Raw genomic sequence first — 18,230 nt, forward strand, 5'->3', positions numbered from 1 at the left:
CACCCGACCGCCAGGGGCTTGCAGGCCCGTTTTTCTGGGTGTCGTCACTTCCTGGGTAGTGGGTACCTGACCAGTGCACTTCCCAACAACTTGCCCTGATTGTTAGGGGCTCTTCAGTGTGAAAAAAAGCCGTGAAAAGCCAACGACCTGTAAACCTAGACCTAAGGACCATCAAACTCCCCATCACTGCGATCACGTCGATCCTTCACCGCATCTCCGGCATCATCCTCTTCATCGGCCTTGTCTTCATGCTCTACGCATTGAGCAAGTCGCTGGGTTCTGAAGAAGGCTTTGCCGACATGAAGGCGACCTTGACCAGCCCTCTGGCCAAGTTCATCGCATGGGGGCTTCTGTCCGCCCTGCTGTATCACCTTGTGGCAGGTGTTCGTCACCTGATCATGGACACGGGTGTCGGTGAGACGCTGGAAGGCGGCAAGCTGGGCTCGAAAATCGTCATCGCCATCTCCGTGGTGCTGATCGTTCTGGCGGGAGTTTGGATATGGTAACCAGCGTTACGAACCTGTCTCGTTCGGGCCTCTACGACTGGATGGCGCAACGCGTCTCCGCTGTAGTGCTCGCGGCTTATTTCATTTTCCTGATCGGATACCTGGTCGCGCACCCTGGCATCGACTATGCCACGTGGCACGGTCTGTTCTCCCATAACGGAATGCGCATTTTCAGTCTGCTGGCCCTGGTTGCCCTGGGCGCTCACGCCTGGGTCGGCATGTGGACCATCGCGACCGACTACCTGACTCCCATGAGTTTCGGCAAGTCCGCGTTGACCGTGCGTTTCCTGTTCCAGGCGGTATGCGGCGTCGTGATGTTCGCGTACTTCGTCTGGGGTGTGCAGATTCTTTGGGGTATCTGATTCATGGCTAACATCAATACACTTTCATTCGACGCCATCATCATTGGTGGCGGCGGTGCGGGCATGCGCGCTGCGTTGCAGCTGGCGCAGGGTGGTCACAAGACCGCTGTCGTCACCAAGGTCTTCCCGACCCGCTCCCACACCGTATCCGCACAGGGTGGCATCACCTGCGCCATCGCCTCGGCCGACCCGAACGATGACTGGCGCTGGCACATGTACGACACCGTCAAGGGTTCCGACTACATCGGCGACCAGGACGCGATCGAATACATGTGTCAGGAAGGTCCGGCAGCCGTTTACGAGCTGGACCACATGGGTATGCCGTTCTCGCGTACCGAACAAGGTCGTATCTACCAGCGCCCGTTCGGTGGTCAGTCGAAGGACTTCGGCAAGGGCGGCCAGGCTGCTCGTACCTGCGCAGCGTCGGACCGTACCGGTCACGCACTGCTGCACACCCTGTACCAGGGCAACCTGAAAGCCGGCACCACGTTCCTGAACGAGTACTACGCTGTAGACCTCGTGAAGAACGCTGAAGGCGCATTCGTCGGCGTGATCGCCATCTGCATCGAAACCGGCGAAACCATGTACATCAAGGCCAAGGCCACAGTACTGGCCACCGGCGGCGCGGGTCGTATCTACGCATCCACCACCAACGCCCTGATCAACACCGGTGACGGTATCGGCATGGCGCTGCGTGCAGGCGTTCCGGTTCAGGACATCGAAATGTGGCAGTTCCACCCCACCGGCATCGCCGGCGCAGGTGTACTGGTCACCGAAGGTTGCCGTGGTGAAGGCGGTTACCTGATCAACAAGCACGGCGAGCGTTTCATGGAGCGCTACGCGCCTAACGCCAAGGACCTTGCAGGTCGTGACGTTGTGGCCCGTTCGATGGTTAAAGAAATCATCGCTGGCAACGGTTGCGGTCCTAACGGCGACCACGTGATGTTGAAGCTGGACCACCTGGGTGAGGAAGTGCTGCACAGCCGCCTGCCAGGTATCTGTGAGCTGTCCAAGACTTTCGCGCACGTTGACCCGGTTGTCGCGCCAGTCCCCGTCGTTCCAACCTGCCATTACATGATGGGCGGCGTTGCCACCAACATCCATGGTCAGGCCATGACAATGGACGCCGAAGGCAAGGACGCGATCATCCCTGGTCTGTTCGCTGTCGGTGAAGTGGCGTGCGTATCGGTTCACGGTGCCAACCGTCTGGGCGGCAACTCGCTGCTCGACCTGGTCGTGTTCGGCCGCGCTGCTGGCCTGCACCTTGAAAAAGCGCTGACCGACGGCATTGAGTACGATGAAGCGACCCAGGCCGATATCGACCTCGCGCTGAGCCGTCTGAATGCACTGAACGAGCGTACCGATGGCGAAGACGTCGCTACCCTGCGTCGCGAGCTGCAAAGCTGCATGCAGAACTACTTCGGCGTATTCCGTACCGGCGAATACATGAAGAAGGGCATCGAGCAATTGGCTGATCTGCGTGCGCGCATCGCCAACGTCAAGATCAACGACAAATCCCAGGGCTTCAACACCGCGCGTATCGAAGCGCTGGAGTTGCAGAACCTGCTGGAAGTCGCTGAAGCCACGGCAATCGCTGCCGACACGCGTACCGAATCCCGCGGCGCTCACGCCCGTGAAGACTTCGAAGACCGTGATGACGTCAACTGGCTGTGCCACACCCTGTACTACCCGGGTGAAAAGCGGGTTGCCAAACGTGCAGTCAACTTTGCGCCGAAGACCGTTCCGGCGTTCGAACCAAAAGTACGGACTTACTAAGGGTGGCCGCTATGTTGAAAGTCGAAGTTTATCGTTACAACCCCGACAGCGACTCGGCGCCTAAAACCCAGGTGTTCGAAGTCGATACCGGTGGCAAAGACCTGATGGTGCTGGACGTACTGGCACTCATCAAAGAGCAGGACGAAGGTTTCTCGTACCGTCGTTCCTGCCGTGAAGGTGTTTGCGGTTCCGACGGCATGAACATCAACGGCAAGAACGGCCTGGCGTGCATCACGCCGCTGTCTGCCGTGGTGAAAAACAACAAGCTGGTGGTGCGTCCGCTCCCTGGTTTGCCGGTCATTCGTGACCTGGTCGTCGACATGAGCATCTTCTACAAGCAGTACGAGAAGGTGAAGCCATTCCTGCAGAACGACACGCCGGCTCCGGCCATCGAGCGTCTGCAGTCGCCTGAAGAGCGTGAGAAGCTGGACGGTCTGTACGAGTGCATCCTGTGCGCTTGCTGCTCGACTTCCTGCCCTTCGTTCTGGTGGAACCCCGACAAGTTCCTCGGTCCAGCAGCACTGCTGCAAGCCTATCGTTTCCTGGCTGACAGCCGTGACACCAAGACCCAGGAGCGCCTCGCATCGCTGGACGATCCGTTCAGCGTATTCCGTTGCCGCGGAATCATGAACTGCGTGAACGTTTGCCCGAAAGGCCTGAACCCAACCAAGGCTATCGGTCACGTACGCAGCATGCTTCTCACCAGCGGTATCTGATGTTCCGGCCCGTAAGCGTGAAGCGTTACGGGCCGGTTCGTTGCACCTTGTGGCATCGATGCACGCAACAGATGCATGGCAGTATTTGAAATGTTGTACCCGTAAACGCTACGGCGCAGGCTTCAACCGGCGCTGTAGTTTTAACCTGAGCAGCGGTCATATGGCCGCGGCTCTTATTTTGAAGAAATGAGACCAGCAGGGGCATCCGGGCTGGTACCCGGACTATCTGCGTGATCCCTGGCGACTCGGTGCAGTCGGCGAATTGATACATTCGCTGAACCGCCGTGTGAGTTTGCCTTGGTGTCGACGTCGATGGTGTCCCCTAACCGAGGGTGACCAAGCATGCAAGAAAGCGTGATGCAGCGCATGTGGAACAGCGCCCACCTTTCCGGTGGTAACGCTGCCTATGTGGAAGAGCTCTATGAGCTTTACCTGCACGACCCTAACGCTGTGCCAGAAGAGTGGCGCACCTACTTTCAGACGCTGCCTGCAGAAGGTGGCACTGCCAACGATGTATCGCACTCTACGGTTCGCGATCATTTCGTGTTGCTGGGCAAAAACCAGCGCCGCGCCCAACCGGTCTCCGCCGGTAGCGTGAGCAGCGAGCACGAGAAGAAGCAAGTCGAAGTCCTGCGACTGATCCAGGCATTCCGTATGCGCGGCCATCAGGGTGCGCAACTCGATCCTCTGGGTTTGTGGAAGCGTACTGCGCCAGCTGACCTGTCGATCAACCATTACGGCTTGACCAACGCTGACCTCGATACCACCTTCCGTGCCGGCGACCTGTTCATCGGCAAGGAGGAGGCGAGCCTACGCGAAATCGTCGAAGCCTTGCAGAAGACATATTGCCGCACCATCGGTGCCGAGTTCACGCATATCGTGGATTCGAACCAGCGCAACTGGTTCATGCAGCGCCTCGAAAGCGTGCGTGGCCGTCCAGCATACTCCGCCGACATTCAGAGCCATCTGCTCGAGCGCGTCACCGCGGCTGAGGGGCTGGAAAAATACCTGGGCACCAAATACCCGGGCACTAAGCGTTTCGGTCTGGAAGGGGGCGAAAGCCTTATCCCGATGCTGGACGAACTGATCCAGCGTTCCGGTTCCTACGGCACCAAGGAAATCGTTATCGGCATGGCCCACCGTGGCCGTCTGAACGTGCTGGTCAACACCTTCGGCAAGAACCCGCGCGAGCTGTTCGACGAGTTCGAAGGCAAGAAGAAGGTCGAGCTGGGTTCCGGTGACGTGAAATACCACCAGGGCTTCTCGTCCAACGTGATGACCACCGGTGGCGAAGTTCACCTGGCCATGGCGTTCAACCCGTCCCACCTGGAGATCGTTTCTCCGGTGGTCGAAGGTTCCGTGCGCGCGCGTCAAGACCGCCGCAACGACACCACGGGTGAGAAGGTTCTGCCGATTTCCATCCATGGTGACGCTGCGTTCGCAGGCCAGGGCGTGGTTCTGGAAACCTTCCAGATGTCGCAGACCCGTGGCTTCAAGACCGGTGGCACGATTCACATCGTGATCAACAACCAGGTCGGCTTCACCATCAGCAACCAGGAAGACTCGCGCTCCACTGAGTACGCGACCGACGTTGCCAAGATGATTCAGGCACCGATTCTCCATGTGAATGGCGATGACCCTGAAGCTGTTCTGTTCGTGACCCAGCTGGCCATCGACTACCGCATGCAGTTCAAGCGTGACGTGGTGATCGACCTGGTCTGCTACCGTCGTCGCGGCCACAACGAAGCGGATGAGCCAAGCGGCACCCAGCCACTGATGTACCAGCAGATCGCCAAACAGCGCACCACCCGTGAGCTGTATGCCGATGCACTGGCTGCCGGTGGCATCCTCGCGGCCGAAGCGGCTCAGACTAAGGTCGACGAGTTTCGCAACGCGCTGGACAACGGCATGCACGTTGTGAAGAGCCTGGTCAAAGAGCCTAACAAGGAACTGTTCGTCGATTGGCGTCCATACCTAGGCCACGCCTGGACCGCACGTCACGACACCCGTTTCGACCTGAAGACCCTGCAGGAACTGTCGGCCAAGCTGATGGAACTGCCGGAAGGCTTCGTGGTTCAGCGTCAGGTCCAGAAGATCTACGAAGACCGCCAGAAGATGCAAGCCGGTGGCCTGCCGATCAACTGGGGTTATGCCGAAACCATGGCCTACGCCACGCTGGCGTTCGAAGGTCACCCGGTGCGTATCACCGGTCAGGACGTTGGTCGCGGTACGTTCTCGCACCGTCACGCCGTGCTGCACAACCAGAAAGACGCCGCTACCTACGTGCCTCTGCAGAACCTGTATGCCGGTCAGCCTCGCTTTGACCTGTACGACTCGTTCCTGTCGGAAGAAGCGGTACTGGCATTCGAATACGGCTACTCGACCACCCAGCCAAATGCGCTGGTGATCTGGGAAGCCCAGTTCGGTGACTTCGCCAACGGTGCACAGGTCGTGATCGACCAGTTCATCACCAGCGGTGAGCACAAGTGGGGCCGTCTGTGCGGTCTGACCATGCTGTTGCCTCACGGCTACGAAGGTCAGGGTCCGGAGCACTCTTCGGCGCGTCTGGAGCGTTACCTGCAGCTGTGCGCCGAGCACAACATTCAGGTGTGCATGCCGACCACCCCGGCCCAGATCTACCACCTGTTGCGCCGTCAGGTGATTCGTCCGCTGCGCAAACCGCTGATCGTGCTGACGCCGAAGTCGCTGCTGCGCCACAAGCTGGCCATTTCGACCCTTGAGGATCTCGCCGAAGGTTCGTTCCAGACGGTCATCCCGGAAATCGACACCCTCGATCCGGCCAAGGTGACTCGCCTGGTTCTGTGCAGTGGCAAGGTCTACTACGACCTGCTGGAAAAACGCCGTGCCGAAGGCCGCGAAGATATCGCCATCGTGCGTATCGAGCAGCTCTACCCGTTCCCGGAAGACGACCTGATGGAGGCCATCGCGCCTTACACCAACCTGACCAACGTGGTCTGGTGTCAGGAAGAGCCGATGAACCAGGGCGCCTGGTACAGCAGCCAGCATCACTTGCGCCGCAGCATTGGCAACCACAACCGCAACCTCGTTCTTGAGTATGCCGGTCGTGATGCTTCTGCCGCGCCTGCTTGTGGCTACGCTTCGATGCACGCCGAACAGCAGGAAAAACTGCTGCAAGACGCGTTCACTGTTTAACGCCTTCGCGCACTAGAAACCGAATTAAGGAATTACAGACAATGGCTATTGAGATCAAAGCCCCCTCTTTCCCGGAATCCGTTGCCGACGGCACCATTTCCAAATGGCACAAACAGCCGGGCGAAGCGGTAAAACGTGACGAGCTGCTGGTCGACATCGAAACCGACAAAGTCGTGCTCGAAGTGCTGGCCGAAGCCGACGGCGTTCTGGCTTCCATCGTGAAAGGCGAGGGCGACACCGTCCTGTCCAACGAACTGATCGCTACTCTGGACGCAGGCGCCACTGCATCGGCTGCTCCGGCTCCCGCTGCTGCACCGGCTGCTGCACCTGCCGCCGCTCCAGCCGCTGCTCCGGCTCCGGCTGCTGGCGACGAAGACGCCATCGGCGCTCCGGCTGCCCGCAAACTGGCCGAAGAAAACGGCATCAACCTGTCCAGCGTCAAAGGCACTGGCAAAGATGGCCGCGTGACCAAGGAAGACGTGGTCGCTGCCATTGAAGCGAAGAAATCCGCTCCGGCTGCTGCACCGGCTGCCAAGCCTGCCGCAGCGCCTGCTGCTCCTGTGTTCGCCGCTGGCGACCGCACCGAGAAGCGCGTTCCGATGACTCGTGTTCGTGCCACCGTCGCCAAGCGTCTGGTCGAAGCCCAGTCGAACATGGCCATGCTGACCACCTTCAACGAAGTCGACATGACTGAAGTCATGGCCCTGCGTTCGAAGTACAAAGACCTGTTCGAGAAGTCCCACAACGGCGTGCGCCTGGGCTTCATGTCGTTCTTCGTCAAGGCGGCTACCGAAGCGCTGAAACGCTTCCCGGCTGTCAATGCGTCGATCGACGGCACCGACATCGTCTACCACGGTTATGCCGACGTCGGCGTTGCGGTCTCCAGCGACCGTGGCCTGGTGGTACCGGTGCTGCGTAACGCCGAGCACATGAGCCTGGCTGAAATCGAAGGCGGCATCGCCACCTTCGGCAAGAAAGCCCGTGACGGCAAACTGTCCATCGACGAGATGACCGGTGGTACCTTCACCATCACCAACGGTGGTACTTTCGGTTCGATGATGTCGACCCCGATCGTCAACCCGCCACAAGCGGCCATCCTGGGCATGCACAACATCCTGCAGCGCCCTATGGCGATCAATGGTCAGGTTGTCATCCGTCCGATGATGTACCTGGCGCTGTCCTACGATCACCGCTTGATCGACGGTAAAGAAGCTGTGACCTTCCTGGTGACCATCAAGAACCTGCTGGAAGATCCGGCTCGTCTGTTGCTGGACATCTAAAAAGCAGCCCCGAGTTGCAAGCTGCACGCTTCAAGTCAGAAGCAGAGCGGCGTGTGGCTCGGGGAGCTTGGATTGCCCTTATGTACAGGTCGCGAGTTGAATCTGCAGATCAACGCAGATCAGCTTGCAGCTTGCAGCTTAAAGCTTGTAGCTAAAGGAACTTTGTTATGTCCCAGAAATTCGACGTGGTAGTGATTGGCGCAGGCCCTGGCGGTTATGTGGCAGCCATCAAGGCTGCGCAACTTGGTCTCAAGACTGCCTGCATCGAGAAGTATCAGGATAAAGAGGGCAAACTGGCCCTCGGCGGTACCTGCCTGAACGTAGGTTGCATCCCGTCCAAGGCGCTGCTGGACAGCTCCTGGAAATTCTACGAAGCCAAGAACCAGTTCAACGTTCATGGCATCTCGATTTCCGGCGACGTGCAAATGGACGTGGCCGCGATGGTTGGTCGCAAGTCCCAGATCGTCAAAGGCCTGACCGGCGGCGTCGCCAGCCTGTTCAAGGCAAACGGCGTCACTTCCCTGCAAGGTCACGGCAAGCTGCTGGCCGGCAAGAAAGTCGAGCTGACCAAGCCTGACGGCACCACTGAAGTCATCGAAGCCGACAACATCATCCTGGCGTCCGGCTCGCGTCCGATCGACATTCCACCGGCTCCGGTCGACCAGAACGTTATCGTCGACTCCACCGGCGCCCTGGAATTCCAGACCGTGCCTGAGCGTCTGGGCGTGATCGGTGCTGGCGTCATCGGCCTGGAACTGGGTTCGGTGTGGTCGCGTCTGGGTTCCAAGGTCACCGTTCTGGAAGCGCTGGAGAAGTTCCTGCCGGCCGCTGACGAAGCCGTTTCCAAGGAAGCGCAGAAGACGTTCACCAAGCAGGGTCTGGACATCAAACTGGGCGCTCGCGTGACCGGTTCGAAAGTCAACGGCAACGAAGTGGTCGTCAACTACACCGACAAAGACGGTGAGCAGAACATCACCTTCGATCGCCTGATCGTGGCCGTGGGCCGCCGTCCGGTGACCACCGACCTGTTGGCCTCCGACAGCGGCGTCGACATCGACGAGCGCGGTTTCATCTTCGTCAACGATCAGTGCGAGACCAGCGTTCCTGGCGTCTACGCGATCGGTGACGTGGTTCGCGGTCTGATGCTGGCGCACAAGGCGTCGGAAGAAGGCATCATGGTCGTCGAGCGCATCAAGGGTCACAAGACCCAGATGAACTACGACCTGATCCCGTCGGTTATCTACACTCACCCGGAAATCGCGTGGGTCGGTAAAACCGAACAGACCTTGAAGGCCGAAGGTGTCGAGGTTAACGTCGGTCAGTTCCCATTCGCGGCCAGCGGCCGTGCCATGGCAGCGAACGACACTGGCGGTTTTGTCAAAGTCATCGCTGATGCCAAGACTGACCGTGTACTGGGTGTACACGTCATTGGTCCAGGCGCAGCAGAACTGGTTCAGCAGGGTGCGATCGGCATGGAATTCGGCACCAGTGCCGAAGACATCGGCATGATGGTGTTCTCGCACCCAACGCTGTCCGAAGCCTTGCACGAAGCTGCTCTGGCAGTGAATGGCCACGCCATCCACATCCAGAACAAGAAAAAGCGCTAACAAAAGACGCTAAGAAAAACCACGACGGACCGCCCGTCGCAGGCCTTGTTCGCAGGGTCTGCCGCGGAAGGTCGGTCGGACTCGAACTCCCGGCGGATTTCACTCCTGCGTTCACATGCAGGCGTGCGACCTTCCGGGAGAAGCGGTCACAGGTGGTGCGGCACGCATAGACGAGCAGCACCGAAGCGCAGTACCTAACGAAGACGGTAATAAGCATGAATCTTCACGAGTATCAGGGTAAGCAGCTGTTTGCTGAATATGGCCTGCCAGTATCCAAGGGCTTTGCAGTAGACACCCCGGAAGCAGCAGCAGAAGCGTGCGACAAGATCGGCGGAACCGAGTGGGTTGTCAAAGCCCAGGTTCACGCAGGTGGTCGCGGTAAAGCGGGCGGCGTAAAGCTCGTCAAGAGCAAAGAAGACGCAGCTGCGTTCGCTCAACAGTGGTTGGGCAAGCGTCTGGTCACTTACCAGACTGATGCCAACGGTCAGCCAGTCACCAAGATCCTGGTTGAATCCTGCACTGACATCGCCAAAGAGCTGTACCTGGGCGCTGTAGTCGATCGTTCGAGCCGTCGTATCGTGTTCATGGCTTCCACCGAAGGTGGCGTGGACATCGAGAAAATCGCTCACGACACGCCTGAGAAGATTCTCAAAGCAACCATCGACCCACTGGTTGGCGCTCAGCCATTCCAGGGTCGCGAGCTGGCATTCCAGCTGGGCCTGGAAGGCAAGCAGGTTGCGCAGTTTGCCAAGATCTTCGTCGGCCTGGGCAAGCTGTTCCAGGACCACGACCTGGCCCTGCTGGAAGTGAACCCGCTGGTGATCAAGGCTGACGGCGATCTGCACTGCCTCGATGCCAAGATCAACATCGACGCCAACGCCATGTATCGCCAGCCAAAGCTGAAGACTTTCCACGACCCATCGCAAGATGACCCGCGTGAAGCCCATGCTGCCAAGTTCGAACTGAACTATGTCGCACTGGAAGGCAACATCGGCTGCATGGTCAACGGTGCTGGCCTGGCCATGGGTACCATGGACATCGTCAACCTGCACGGCGGCAAGCCAGCCAACTTCCTCGACGTAGGTGGTGGCGCTACCAAAGAGCGCGTGACCGAAGCGTTCAAGATCATTCTGTCCGACACCAACGTCGCTGCAGTACTGGTCAACATCTTCGGCGGCATCGTTCGTTGCGACATGATTGCCGAAGGCATCATCGGTGCAGTGAAAGAAGTTGGCGTGAAAATCCCGGTTGTTGTTCGTCTGGAAGGCAACAACGCTGACCTGGGCGCTAAAGTACTGGCGGAAAGCGGCTTGAACATCATCGCTGCAACCAGCTTGACCGACGCTGCTCAACAAGTTGTCAAAGCTGCGGAGGGCAAATAATGAGCGTCCTGATCAATAAAGACACCAAAGTTATCTGCCAGGGCTTCACCGGCTCCCAAGGTACTTTCCACTCCGAACAAGCCATCGCCTACGGCACCAAGATGGTTGGCGGCGTGACCCCGGGCAAAGGTGGCACCACTCACCTGAACCTGCCAGTGTTCAACACCGTTCGTGAAGCCGTAGAAACCACTGGCGCCACCGCCAGCGTTATCTACGTACCGGCTGCATTCTGCAAGGACTCGATCCTGGAAGCAGCGTTCGGCGGCATCAAGCTGATCATCTGCATCACCGAAGGTATCCCTACCCTCGACATGCTGGATGCCAAGGTCAAGTGCGACGAGCTGGGTGTTACCCTGATCGGCCCTAACTGCCCAGGCGTGATCACTCCGGGCGAGTGCAAGATCGGCATCATGCCAGGTCACATTCACTTGCCAGGTAAAGTCGGTATCGTGTCGCGTTCCGGCACCCTGACTTACGAAGCTGTGAAGCAGACCACTGACGCCGGTTTCGGTCAGTCGACTTGCGTGGGTATCGGTGGTGACCCGATCCCAGGCTCGAACTTCATCGACATCCTGAAGCTGTTCCAGGAAGACCCGAAGACCGAAGCGATCGTGATGATCGGTGAGATCGGCGGTTCGGCTGAAGAAGAAGCGGCTGCCTACATCAAGGCAAACGTGACCAAGCCGGTTGTTTCCTACATCGCGGGTGTGACTGCTCCTCCGGGCAAGCGCATGGGCCACGCAGGTGCAATCATCTCCGGCGGTAAAGGCACTGCAGACGAGAAATTCGCTGCGCTGCAAGACGCAGGCGTGAAAACCGTGCGTTCGCTGGCAGACATCGGCAAGGCTTTGGCTGAGCTGACCGGTTGGGAAGTGAAGAAGGCCTGATTGCCTTTGATCGCTGACTGATCGACAAAAGCCACCTTCGGGTGGCTTTTGTGTTTCTGGTGGCTGAGGTTTAAGTGAATATCCATTCGCGGTGGAGTTGCTGATATCGGTTCCGCTCTTACAGCGGGTCACTTTTCTTTCGGGAAAAGTAACCAAAACCATTTGCTCCTGGCTTGGCCCTGACTTCGTCAGGGTTCCCTCACTCCGGCGACGCTCCGTGGGCCCGCGCCGAACGGACATCCATGTCCTTGCGGCGCTCTCGCGGCATCCATGCCGCTCGACCCACTCCGCGCCGCCTGCGTTCGGCCTGCACCCAAGTCGCGTTCGGCGGTGTCTGATCTTCCGTGTTCGAAGAGCAACGGCATCAGGCTGGAGCTAACGCTCTTCGCAGGTTTGCAGATTTTTGTGACGCACTTGAATTTCCCTGTGGGAGCGAATTTATTCGCGAAAAATGGTCGGGCGACAGAGATGCATCGTCGTCCTCCCGATTCGCGAATGAATTCGCTCCCACAGGTCGAGGCCTGTGCTTGCCTACGCGTCGACTGCTTCATCCCAGAAAAAAGACTTCGCTGTAGGACATTTCCGAAATGCGACGCGAACGTACGTTCAGCGGTCGCTCTGCCCTGTATTAGTGCGGCAAATAGGGTAGGCTACGCGCCATTTTGCAGGTCTGGCCCTCATAAGGGGCCATGGCATGCGGCGGGTCTGTCTCAGAAGGATGGGCCGCATTTCCCTCGACCCTTTGGGAAATCCTCTTCTTAATTCCGATTCAGCAGTGTGGTTTCTTTGATGAAAGTGTTGAAAGGTCAGGACATCCTGGCACTGGGTTTCATGACGTTTGCGTTGTTCGTGGGCGCTGGCAATATCATTTTCCCCCCTATCGTTGGCTTGCAGGCCGGTCCTCATGTGTGGATGGCGGCACTGGGCTTTCTCGTCACGGCTGTCGGCCTGCCAGTGGTCACGGTGATTGCGCTGGCCAAGGTGGGCGGCGCGATGGATGCGCTGAGCAGTCCCATCGGCAAAGTGGCCGGGACGATTCTGGCGGCGGTCTGTTATCTGTCGGTGGGTCCTTTGTTCGCCACCCCGCGCACCGCGACAGTGTCGTTCGAAGTGGGGCTGGCGCCGTTGACCGGCGAAAGCCCGCTGGCGCTCTTCCTTTATAGCCTCGTGTATTTCCTGCTGGTGTTCTGGGTCTCGCTGTACCCCGGCCGTTTGCTGGACACCGTCGGGCGTTTTCTGGCGCCGTTGAAAATCATCGCACTGGCCGTGCTGGGCATCGCTGCGTTCGCCTTGCCTGCGGGTGAGGTCGGGACGGCCCAGCCTGCGTATGTGGCGGCGCCGTTCTCCCAGGGGTTCATCAATGGTTACCTGACCATGGACACCCTCGGTGCGCTGGTCTTTGGCATCGTCATCGTCAACGCGATCCGCTCCCGTGGCGTCGAATCGCCACGGCTGATCACCCGCTACGCGATCATCGCGGGGTTGATCGCCGGGGTAGGGCTGGCGCTGGTGTACATCAGCCTGTTTCGTCTGGGCTCCGGCAGTCATGCCGTCGCCGCGACGGCCACCAACGGCGCCGCGGTGCTCCACGCTTACGTTCAGCACACCTTCGGTTCGCTGGGCAGTGGTTTCCTGGCGGTACTGATTTCGCTGGCCTGTCTGGTCACGGCGGTGGGGCTGACCTGTGCCTGCGCCGAGTATTTCAGTCGCGTGTTGCCGCTGTCTTACAAAACCCTGGTGATCCTGCTGGCCGCGTTCTCGCTGCTCGTGTCGAACCTCGGCCTGACCAAACTGATCCAGTTCTCCATCCCGGTTCTCACGGCGATCTATCCACCGTGCATCGCACTGGTAGCCTTGAGCTTCTGCAAGGATTTCTGGCAGGCGCAGGGGCGTGTCGTTGCGCCGGTGATGTTGGTGTCGTTGTTGTTCGGGATGATCGATGCGATCAAGGGGTCGGGACTGGGTAACTACCTGCCTGACGCGGTGGCGCATCTGCCGTTGAGCGAGCAGGGGTTGGCGTGGTTGATTCCATCGCTGATCACGTTGTTCGGTGCGTTCGTGATCGATCGTGTGCTCGGCAAGCGCAGCGAAGCGCTGGCGTAAAGGGTAGGGCGGCACAGGCGCAGAGCCGCCGGGTTGCCCACTTTCTCGAAATAAAAATAAAGCCCGCTAGATGCGGGCTTTATTTTTTGGAAACTTTGGAACTTACGGCTTAGTTGGTGCAGGCGTTTGCTGGTTGGTCTCTTTGGCGCGCTCTTGAGCGGCTTCGGCATTCTTCTGCGCAGCTTCCTGACTTTCTTTGGCGGCGTCGTTCACTTTGTCCTGAGCCTTCTGCATCGACTCTTGAGACTGCTGGGCTGCCTTGTTGGCATCCTGTTGTTTATCCTCGGATTTTTTGTCGCAGGCGGCGAGGCCCAAGGTGGCAGAAAGCATGAGGGCAATGGCTAAAGTCTTACGCATGGGGTGTTTCTCCTTATTGAATATCTACGAGCCTTCGAACGCACGCTTATAACGTTAGTTCCATAATTGAGCAGGATTAATGAGTGCCTGTTTCAGCCACGTTACGGCGCGTCTACACCACGCGGGTTAATCGTTTTTGCTGCGTTATTCCCGGCGCTCCACACAGAAACCCATTCACTCAAGACACATGAAGATTGTGATTCCCTGCCTCACAGGCTCTTGAAATCCCCCACCCAGCCCCCACCTTGATGACAACCCGTCGTCCAGCCCCGGCAGATGCTCTGGACGGCCACCCCTATTTGTATGGACTGATTGGAGTTTGATGACCATGAGTGTGGAAACTCAAAAGGAAACCCTGGGCTTCCAGACCGAGGTGAAGCAGCTGCTGCACCTCATGATCCATTCGTTGTACTCGAACAAGGAGATCTTCCTCCGCGAGCTGATTTCCAACGCCTCCGACGCCGTGGACAAGCTGCGCTTCGAAGCGCTGTCCAGTCCGGAGTTGCTGGAAGGTGGCGCCGAGCTGAAAATCCGTGTGAGCTTCGACAAGGACGCGCAAACCGTCACCCTCGAAGACAACGGCATCGGCATGAACCGCGACGATGTGATCACCCACCTGGGCACCATCGCCAAATCCGGCACTGCTGATTTCATGAAGAACCTCACCGGCGATCAGAAGAAGGACTCGCACCTGATCGGTCAGTTCGGCGTGGGCTTCTATTCGGCCTTCATCGTCGCCGACAAGGTGGACGTGTACAGCCGTCGTGCCGGCACACCTGCCAGCGAAGGCGTGCACTGGTCGTCGAAAGGCGAGGGCGACTTTGAAGTGGCCACCGTCGAGAAGGCCGATCGTGGCACCCGTATCGTGCTGCACCTCAAGGCTGCCGAGAATGAATTCGCCGACGGCTATCGTCTGCGCAACATCATCAAGAAGTACTCCGACCACATCGCCCTGCCGATCGAATTGCCGAAAGAGCAGAACGCCGTGGAAGGCGAGCCTGCGCCAGCGGAAGAGTGGGAAACCGTCAACCGCGCCAGTGCCCTGTGGACCCGTCCTCGCACCGAGGTGAAGGACGAGGAATACCAGGAGTTCTACAAGCACATCGCCCACGACTTCGAGAATCCGCTGAGCTGGAGCCACAACAAGGTCGAAGGCAAGCTTGAGTACAACTCGCTGCTGTACGTCCCGGCCCGTGCGCCGTTCGACCTGTATCAGCGTGAAGCGCCGCGTGGTCTGAAGTTGTACGTGCAGCGCGTGTTCGTCATGGATCAGGCCGAGTCGTTCCTGCCGCTGTACCTGCGCTTCATCAAGGGTGTGGTGGACTCCAACGACCTGTCGCTGAACGTGTCTCGCGAAATACTGCAGAAAGACCCGATCATCGATTCGATGAAGTCCGCACTGACCAAGCGCGTGCTGGACATGCTGGAAAAACTGGCGAAGAACCAGCCGGAAGAATACAAAGGCTTCTGGAAAAACTTCGGTCAGGTGATGAAAGAAGGCCCGGCCGAAGACTTCGCCAACAAAGAGAAGATCGCCGGCCTGCTGCGTTTCGCCGCGACCTCCGACGAGACTGGCGAGCAGAGCGTGTCGCTGGCTGACTATCTGGCGCGCGCCAAGGAAGGTCAGGACAAGATCTATTACCTCACTGGCGAAAGCTATGCGCAGGTCAAGAACAGCCCGCACCTGGAAGTCTTCCGCAAGAAAGGCATCGAAGTGCTGCTGCTGACCGACCGCATCGACGAGTGGCTGATGAGCTACCTGAGCGACTTCGACGGCAAGGGTTTTGTCGACGTCGCCCGTGGCGATCTGGACCTGGGCAAGCTGGACTCGGAAGAGGACAAGAAGGCTCAGGAAGAAGTCGCCAAGGACAAGGAAGGTTTGATCGAGCGCCTGAAAGCCGCCTTGGGTGATGCCGTCAGCGAGGTGCGCGTTTCTCACCGCCTGACCGATTCGCCTGCGATTCTGGCCATTGGCGAGCAGGACCTTGGCCTGCAGATGCGCCAGATCCTGGAAGCCAGCGGCCAGAAAGTGCCGGACTCCAAGCCAATCTTCGAATTCAACCCGACTCATCCATTGATCGGCAAGCTGGACAACGAACAGAACGAAGACCGCTTCAGCGAGTTGTCGCACATCCTGTTCGATCAGGCTGCGCTGGCGGCGGGTGACAGCTTGAAAGACCCGGCGGCGTACGTGCGCCGTTTGAACAAGCTGTTGGTCGAGCTTTCGGTATAACGTCGAAACCCGTCAAAACCCGCTTCGGCGGGTTTTGTCATTTGATTCCCCCACATTCTCAAAAGCAGGAGTCAGCAATGAGCAACGTTACTGTGCAGTCCGTGGTGTATCAGATTGACGGCCAGAATTACGAAAGTCGTCTGGTGTTCAGCGAGGGCGCAAAAGCGGCTCCGGGTTTGGTCATGGCGCCAAACTGGATGGGCATCAGCGAAGACGCCGAGCAGATCGCCAAGCAAGTGGCCAGTAAGGGTTATGTGGTGTTGTTGGCTGACCTGTACGGGCAGGGCGTGCGTCCGACCAATGCCGATCAGGCGATCGCCGCGATGGGACCGCTGAAGACTGATCGCACGCTGTTGAACAAGCGCATGCAGGCCGCGTTGGATCAATTGACCGCTCAATCCACGGCTGCCGTGGACACGGGCCGTCTGGCGACCTTCGGCTTCTGCTTCGGCGGTTGCTGTGCGCTGGAACTGGCGCGCACTGGCGCTCCGTTGAAGGCTGCGGTGTCGTTCCACGGCACGCTGGACACCACCAACCCGGCTGATGCCAAGAACATCAAAGGCAAAGTGCTGGTGCTGCACGGCGCGTCCGACCCATTGGTGCCGAAAGAGCAGTTGCCTGCCTTCGAAGCGGAAATGAATGCGGCCAACGTCGACTGGCAATTGCTGAGTTACGGCGGCGCGTTCCACTCGTTCACCGATCCGCACGCTAACAACCCGGGCGTCCAGATGTACAACCCGACCGTGTCGAAGCGCGCGTTTATCGCGATGCACAACCTGCTGGATGAAGTCTTCCAACAGCAGCCTTAAGCTTCAAGCTGCAAGTCAGATGCGCGCCGCTCCGACTTGCAGCTTGCAGCTTGCAGCTCCCAGCTCCCAGCTCCCAGCTCCCTTTATCTGCCCTTGGGAAGCTCGATCCGCGCCACTTCACCTGGCACGGTTGGCCAATCTCCCGCCGCCCATTTCGCCCGCGCCTGATCGATCAGCGCCGGGTCGCTGGCGACGAAGTTCCAGTTGATTCGCCTTGGCCCATCCAGCGGCGCGCCGCCGATCAGCACAGCGTGAGATTCACTGTTCGCGCACAGGGTCGGCTCGGTCCCGGGCTCCAGCACCACCAGCGTGTGAGGCGCCACCGGTTCGCCGTCCAGCGCCATGTCCCCTTCAATCACGTACAACGCGCGCTGCTCATGTTCGGCCGGGATCAGCACGGTCGTGGCCGTCTGCATGGTCAGTTCGGCATACAGCGTCGGTGACAGTACGGGTACGGGCGAGGTCAGGCAGAAACCGGAGCCCGCAATCATCCGGATGGCGATGCCCATGCCGTCGCTGACGGGCAGGCTATCGGCGGGATGATGGCTGTAATGGCCGGTACCCTGCTCATGTTCTTTGGGCGAGGCGAGCCAGACTTGCAGCCCGTGCAGGCGTGAGCCGCTGTCGTGCAGCGCCTGCGGGGTGCGTTCGATGTGGGCGATGGCGCGACCTGCCGTCATCCAGCTGACATCGCCGGGCTTCACGTGTTGATCGCTGCCAAGGCTGTCCTTGTGATGAACCTCGCCCTCGAAGAGGTAAGTCAGGGTCGACAAGCCAATGTGAGGGTGCTGGCGGATGTCCATGCCGGTGCCGGGCGCGTAGGTCGTTTCCAGCATGTGATCAAAAAACACGAAGGGGCCGACGCTGCGGCATTGCGCAGAGGGCAGGGGGCGGAGGATTGGCTGGCCTTCGACGTCTTCTGCGCGGGGTGTGATGGTCAACATGTCAGGGCTCTCGATGAACGTGGCAACAGAGTACGCAGCATAAACCGTGGCGTCTGGATCGTCTGTGCTTCGGCAGAAGCGCTTGCGCATGAAA

At 59.0% G+C, this 18,230-nt stretch carries 14 protein-coding genes; 12 read left to right on the forward strand and 2 right to left on the reverse strand.

The genetic code is table 11. The features are described from left to right. Positions 1–131 precede the first annotated feature (131 nt). From sdhC to brnQ, 10 genes are all read left to right on the forward strand, one after another. Positions 132–506, forward strand: a complete 375-nt coding sequence (gene sdhC / locus ACWKWE_RS13060) for a succinate dehydrogenase, cytochrome b556 subunit (protein WP_166598534.1) — start codon at positions 132–134, stop codon at positions 504–506. Then, positions 500–868, forward strand: a complete 369-nt coding sequence (gene sdhD / locus ACWKWE_RS13065) for a succinate dehydrogenase, hydrophobic membrane anchor protein (RefSeq protein WP_166598535.1) — start codon at positions 500–502, stop codon at positions 866–868. The genes sdhC and sdhD overlap by 7 nt, the downstream gene beginning before the upstream one ends. Positions 869–871: 3 nt before the next feature. Beyond that, entirely contained in the window at positions 872–2,644 is a 1,773-nt protein-coding gene (sdhA, locus tag ACWKWE_RS13070) for a succinate dehydrogenase flavoprotein subunit (RefSeq protein ID WP_166598536.1), read from the forward strand. Between the two features lie 11 nt (positions 2,645–2,655). Beyond that, on the forward strand, positions 2,656–3,360 hold the full coding sequence (locus ACWKWE_RS13075) for a succinate dehydrogenase iron-sulfur subunit (RefSeq protein WP_166598537.1): 705 nt from the start codon (positions 2,656–2,658) through the stop codon (positions 3,358–3,360). A gap of 342 nt (positions 3,361–3,702) precedes the next feature. Next, positions 3,703–6,534: a 2-oxoglutarate dehydrogenase E1 component gene (locus ACWKWE_RS13080; protein ID WP_483850745.1), complete on the forward strand. Its 2,832-nt coding sequence runs from the start codon at positions 3,703–3,705 to the stop codon at positions 6,532–6,534. A gap of 41 nt (positions 6,535–6,575) precedes the next feature. Then, positions 6,576–7,814, forward strand: coding sequence for a 2-oxoglutarate dehydrogenase complex dihydrolipoyllysine-residue succinyltransferase (odhB, locus tag ACWKWE_RS13085; RefSeq protein WP_483850746.1), 1,239 nt, complete (start codon positions 6,576–6,578; stop codon positions 7,812–7,814). A gap of 167 nt (positions 7,815–7,981) precedes the next feature. After that, the gene (lpdA, locus tag ACWKWE_RS13090) at positions 7,982–9,421 is read left to right on the forward strand and encodes a dihydrolipoyl dehydrogenase (protein ID WP_166598540.1); all 1,440 of its coding nucleotides are present in this window, start codon (positions 7,982–7,984) and stop codon (positions 9,419–9,421) included. Between the two features lie 215 nt (positions 9,422–9,636). Then, complete coding sequence (gene sucC, locus ACWKWE_RS13095) at positions 9,637–10,803, forward strand: ADP-forming succinate--CoA ligase subunit beta (RefSeq protein WP_166598541.1); 1,167 nt, start codon at positions 9,637–9,639, stop codon at positions 10,801–10,803. Continuing rightward, positions 10,803–11,690 carry a succinate--CoA ligase subunit alpha gene (gene sucD / locus ACWKWE_RS13100; RefSeq protein WP_166598542.1) on the forward strand — a complete coding sequence of 296 codons (888 nt, stop codon included), beginning with the start codon at positions 10,803–10,805 and terminating at the stop codon, positions 11,688–11,690. The genes sucC and sucD overlap by 1 nt, the downstream gene beginning before the upstream one ends. Before the next feature lie 789 nt (positions 11,691–12,479). Beyond that, on the forward strand, positions 12,480–13,793 hold the full coding sequence (gene brnQ / locus ACWKWE_RS13105) for a branched-chain amino acid transport system II carrier protein (RefSeq protein ID WP_483850747.1): 1,314 nt from the start codon (positions 12,480–12,482) through the stop codon (positions 13,791–13,793). A 102-nt stretch (positions 13,794–13,895) separates the two neighbouring features. Here brnQ and ACWKWE_RS13110 read toward each other — a convergent pair whose 3' ends face one another. Beyond that, positions 13,896–14,150 carry a hypothetical protein gene (locus ACWKWE_RS13110; RefSeq protein WP_166598597.1) on the reverse strand — a complete coding sequence of 85 codons (255 nt, stop codon included), beginning with the start codon at positions 14,148–14,150 and terminating at the stop codon, positions 13,896–13,898. A 328-nt stretch (positions 14,151–14,478) separates the two neighbouring features. On the opposite strand from ACWKWE_RS13110, the gene htpG reads away from it, so the two are divergent. Then, positions 14,479–16,383, forward strand: a complete 1,905-nt coding sequence (gene htpG / locus ACWKWE_RS13115) for a molecular chaperone HtpG (protein WP_483850748.1) — start codon at positions 14,479–14,481, stop codon at positions 16,381–16,383. Between the two features lie 77 nt (positions 16,384–16,460). Further along, positions 16,461–17,192, forward strand: coding sequence for a dienelactone hydrolase family protein (locus tag ACWKWE_RS13120; RefSeq protein ID WP_483850749.1), 732 nt, complete (start codon positions 16,461–16,463; stop codon positions 17,190–17,192). Positions 17,193–17,275: 83 nt separating this feature from the next. Here ACWKWE_RS13120 and ACWKWE_RS13125 read toward each other — a convergent pair whose 3' ends face one another. After that, complete coding sequence (locus ACWKWE_RS13125; RefSeq protein WP_483850750.1) at positions 17,276–18,136, reverse strand: pirin family protein; 861 nt, start codon at positions 18,134–18,136, stop codon at positions 17,276–17,278. Positions 18,137–18,230 lie beyond the last annotated feature (94 nt).

The organism is Pseudomonas salicis, from assembly GCF_057128705.1.

What these genes read in the sequence shown, in the direction of transcription:
- sdhD (WP_166598535.1), top strand. Translation starts at nt 500, where the DNA reads ATGGTAACCAGCGTTACGAACCTGTCTCGTTCGGGCCTCTACGACTGG.
- sdhA (WP_166598536.1), top strand. Translation starts at nt 872, where the DNA reads ATGGCTAACATCAATACACTTTCATTCGACGCCATCATCATTGGTGGC.
- ACWKWE_RS13075 (WP_166598537.1), top strand. Translation starts at nt 2,656, where the DNA reads ATGTTGAAAGTCGAAGTTTATCGTTACAACCCCGACAGCGACTCGGCG.
- ACWKWE_RS13080 (WP_483850745.1), top strand. Translation starts at nt 3,703, where the DNA reads ATGCAAGAAAGCGTGATGCAGCGCATGTGGAACAGCGCCCACCTTTCC.
- odhB (WP_483850746.1), top strand. Translation starts at nt 6,576, where the DNA reads ATGGCTATTGAGATCAAAGCCCCCTCTTTCCCGGAATCCGTTGCCGAC.
- lpdA (WP_166598540.1), top strand. Translation starts at nt 7,982, where the DNA reads ATGTCCCAGAAATTCGACGTGGTAGTGATTGGCGCAGGCCCTGGCGGT.
- sucC (WP_166598541.1), top strand. Translation starts at nt 9,637, where the DNA reads ATGAATCTTCACGAGTATCAGGGTAAGCAGCTGTTTGCTGAATATGGC.
- sucD (WP_166598542.1), top strand. Translation starts at nt 10,803, where the DNA reads ATGAGCGTCCTGATCAATAAAGACACCAAAGTTATCTGCCAGGGCTTC.
- brnQ (WP_483850747.1), top strand. Translation starts at nt 12,480, where the DNA reads ATGAAAGTGTTGAAAGGTCAGGACATCCTGGCACTGGGTTTCATGACG.
- ACWKWE_RS13110 (WP_166598597.1), bottom strand. Translation starts at nt 14,150, where the DNA reads ATGCGTAAGACTTTAGCCATTGCCCTCATGCTTTCTGCCACCTTGGGC.
- htpG (WP_483850748.1), top strand. Translation starts at nt 14,479, where the DNA reads ATGAGTGTGGAAACTCAAAAGGAAACCCTGGGCTTCCAGACCGAGGTG.
- ACWKWE_RS13120 (WP_483850749.1), top strand. Translation starts at nt 16,461, where the DNA reads ATGAGCAACGTTACTGTGCAGTCCGTGGTGTATCAGATTGACGGCCAG.
- ACWKWE_RS13125 (WP_483850750.1), bottom strand. Translation starts at nt 18,136, where the DNA reads ATGTTGACCATCACACCCCGCGCAGAAGACGTCGAAGGCCAGCCAATC.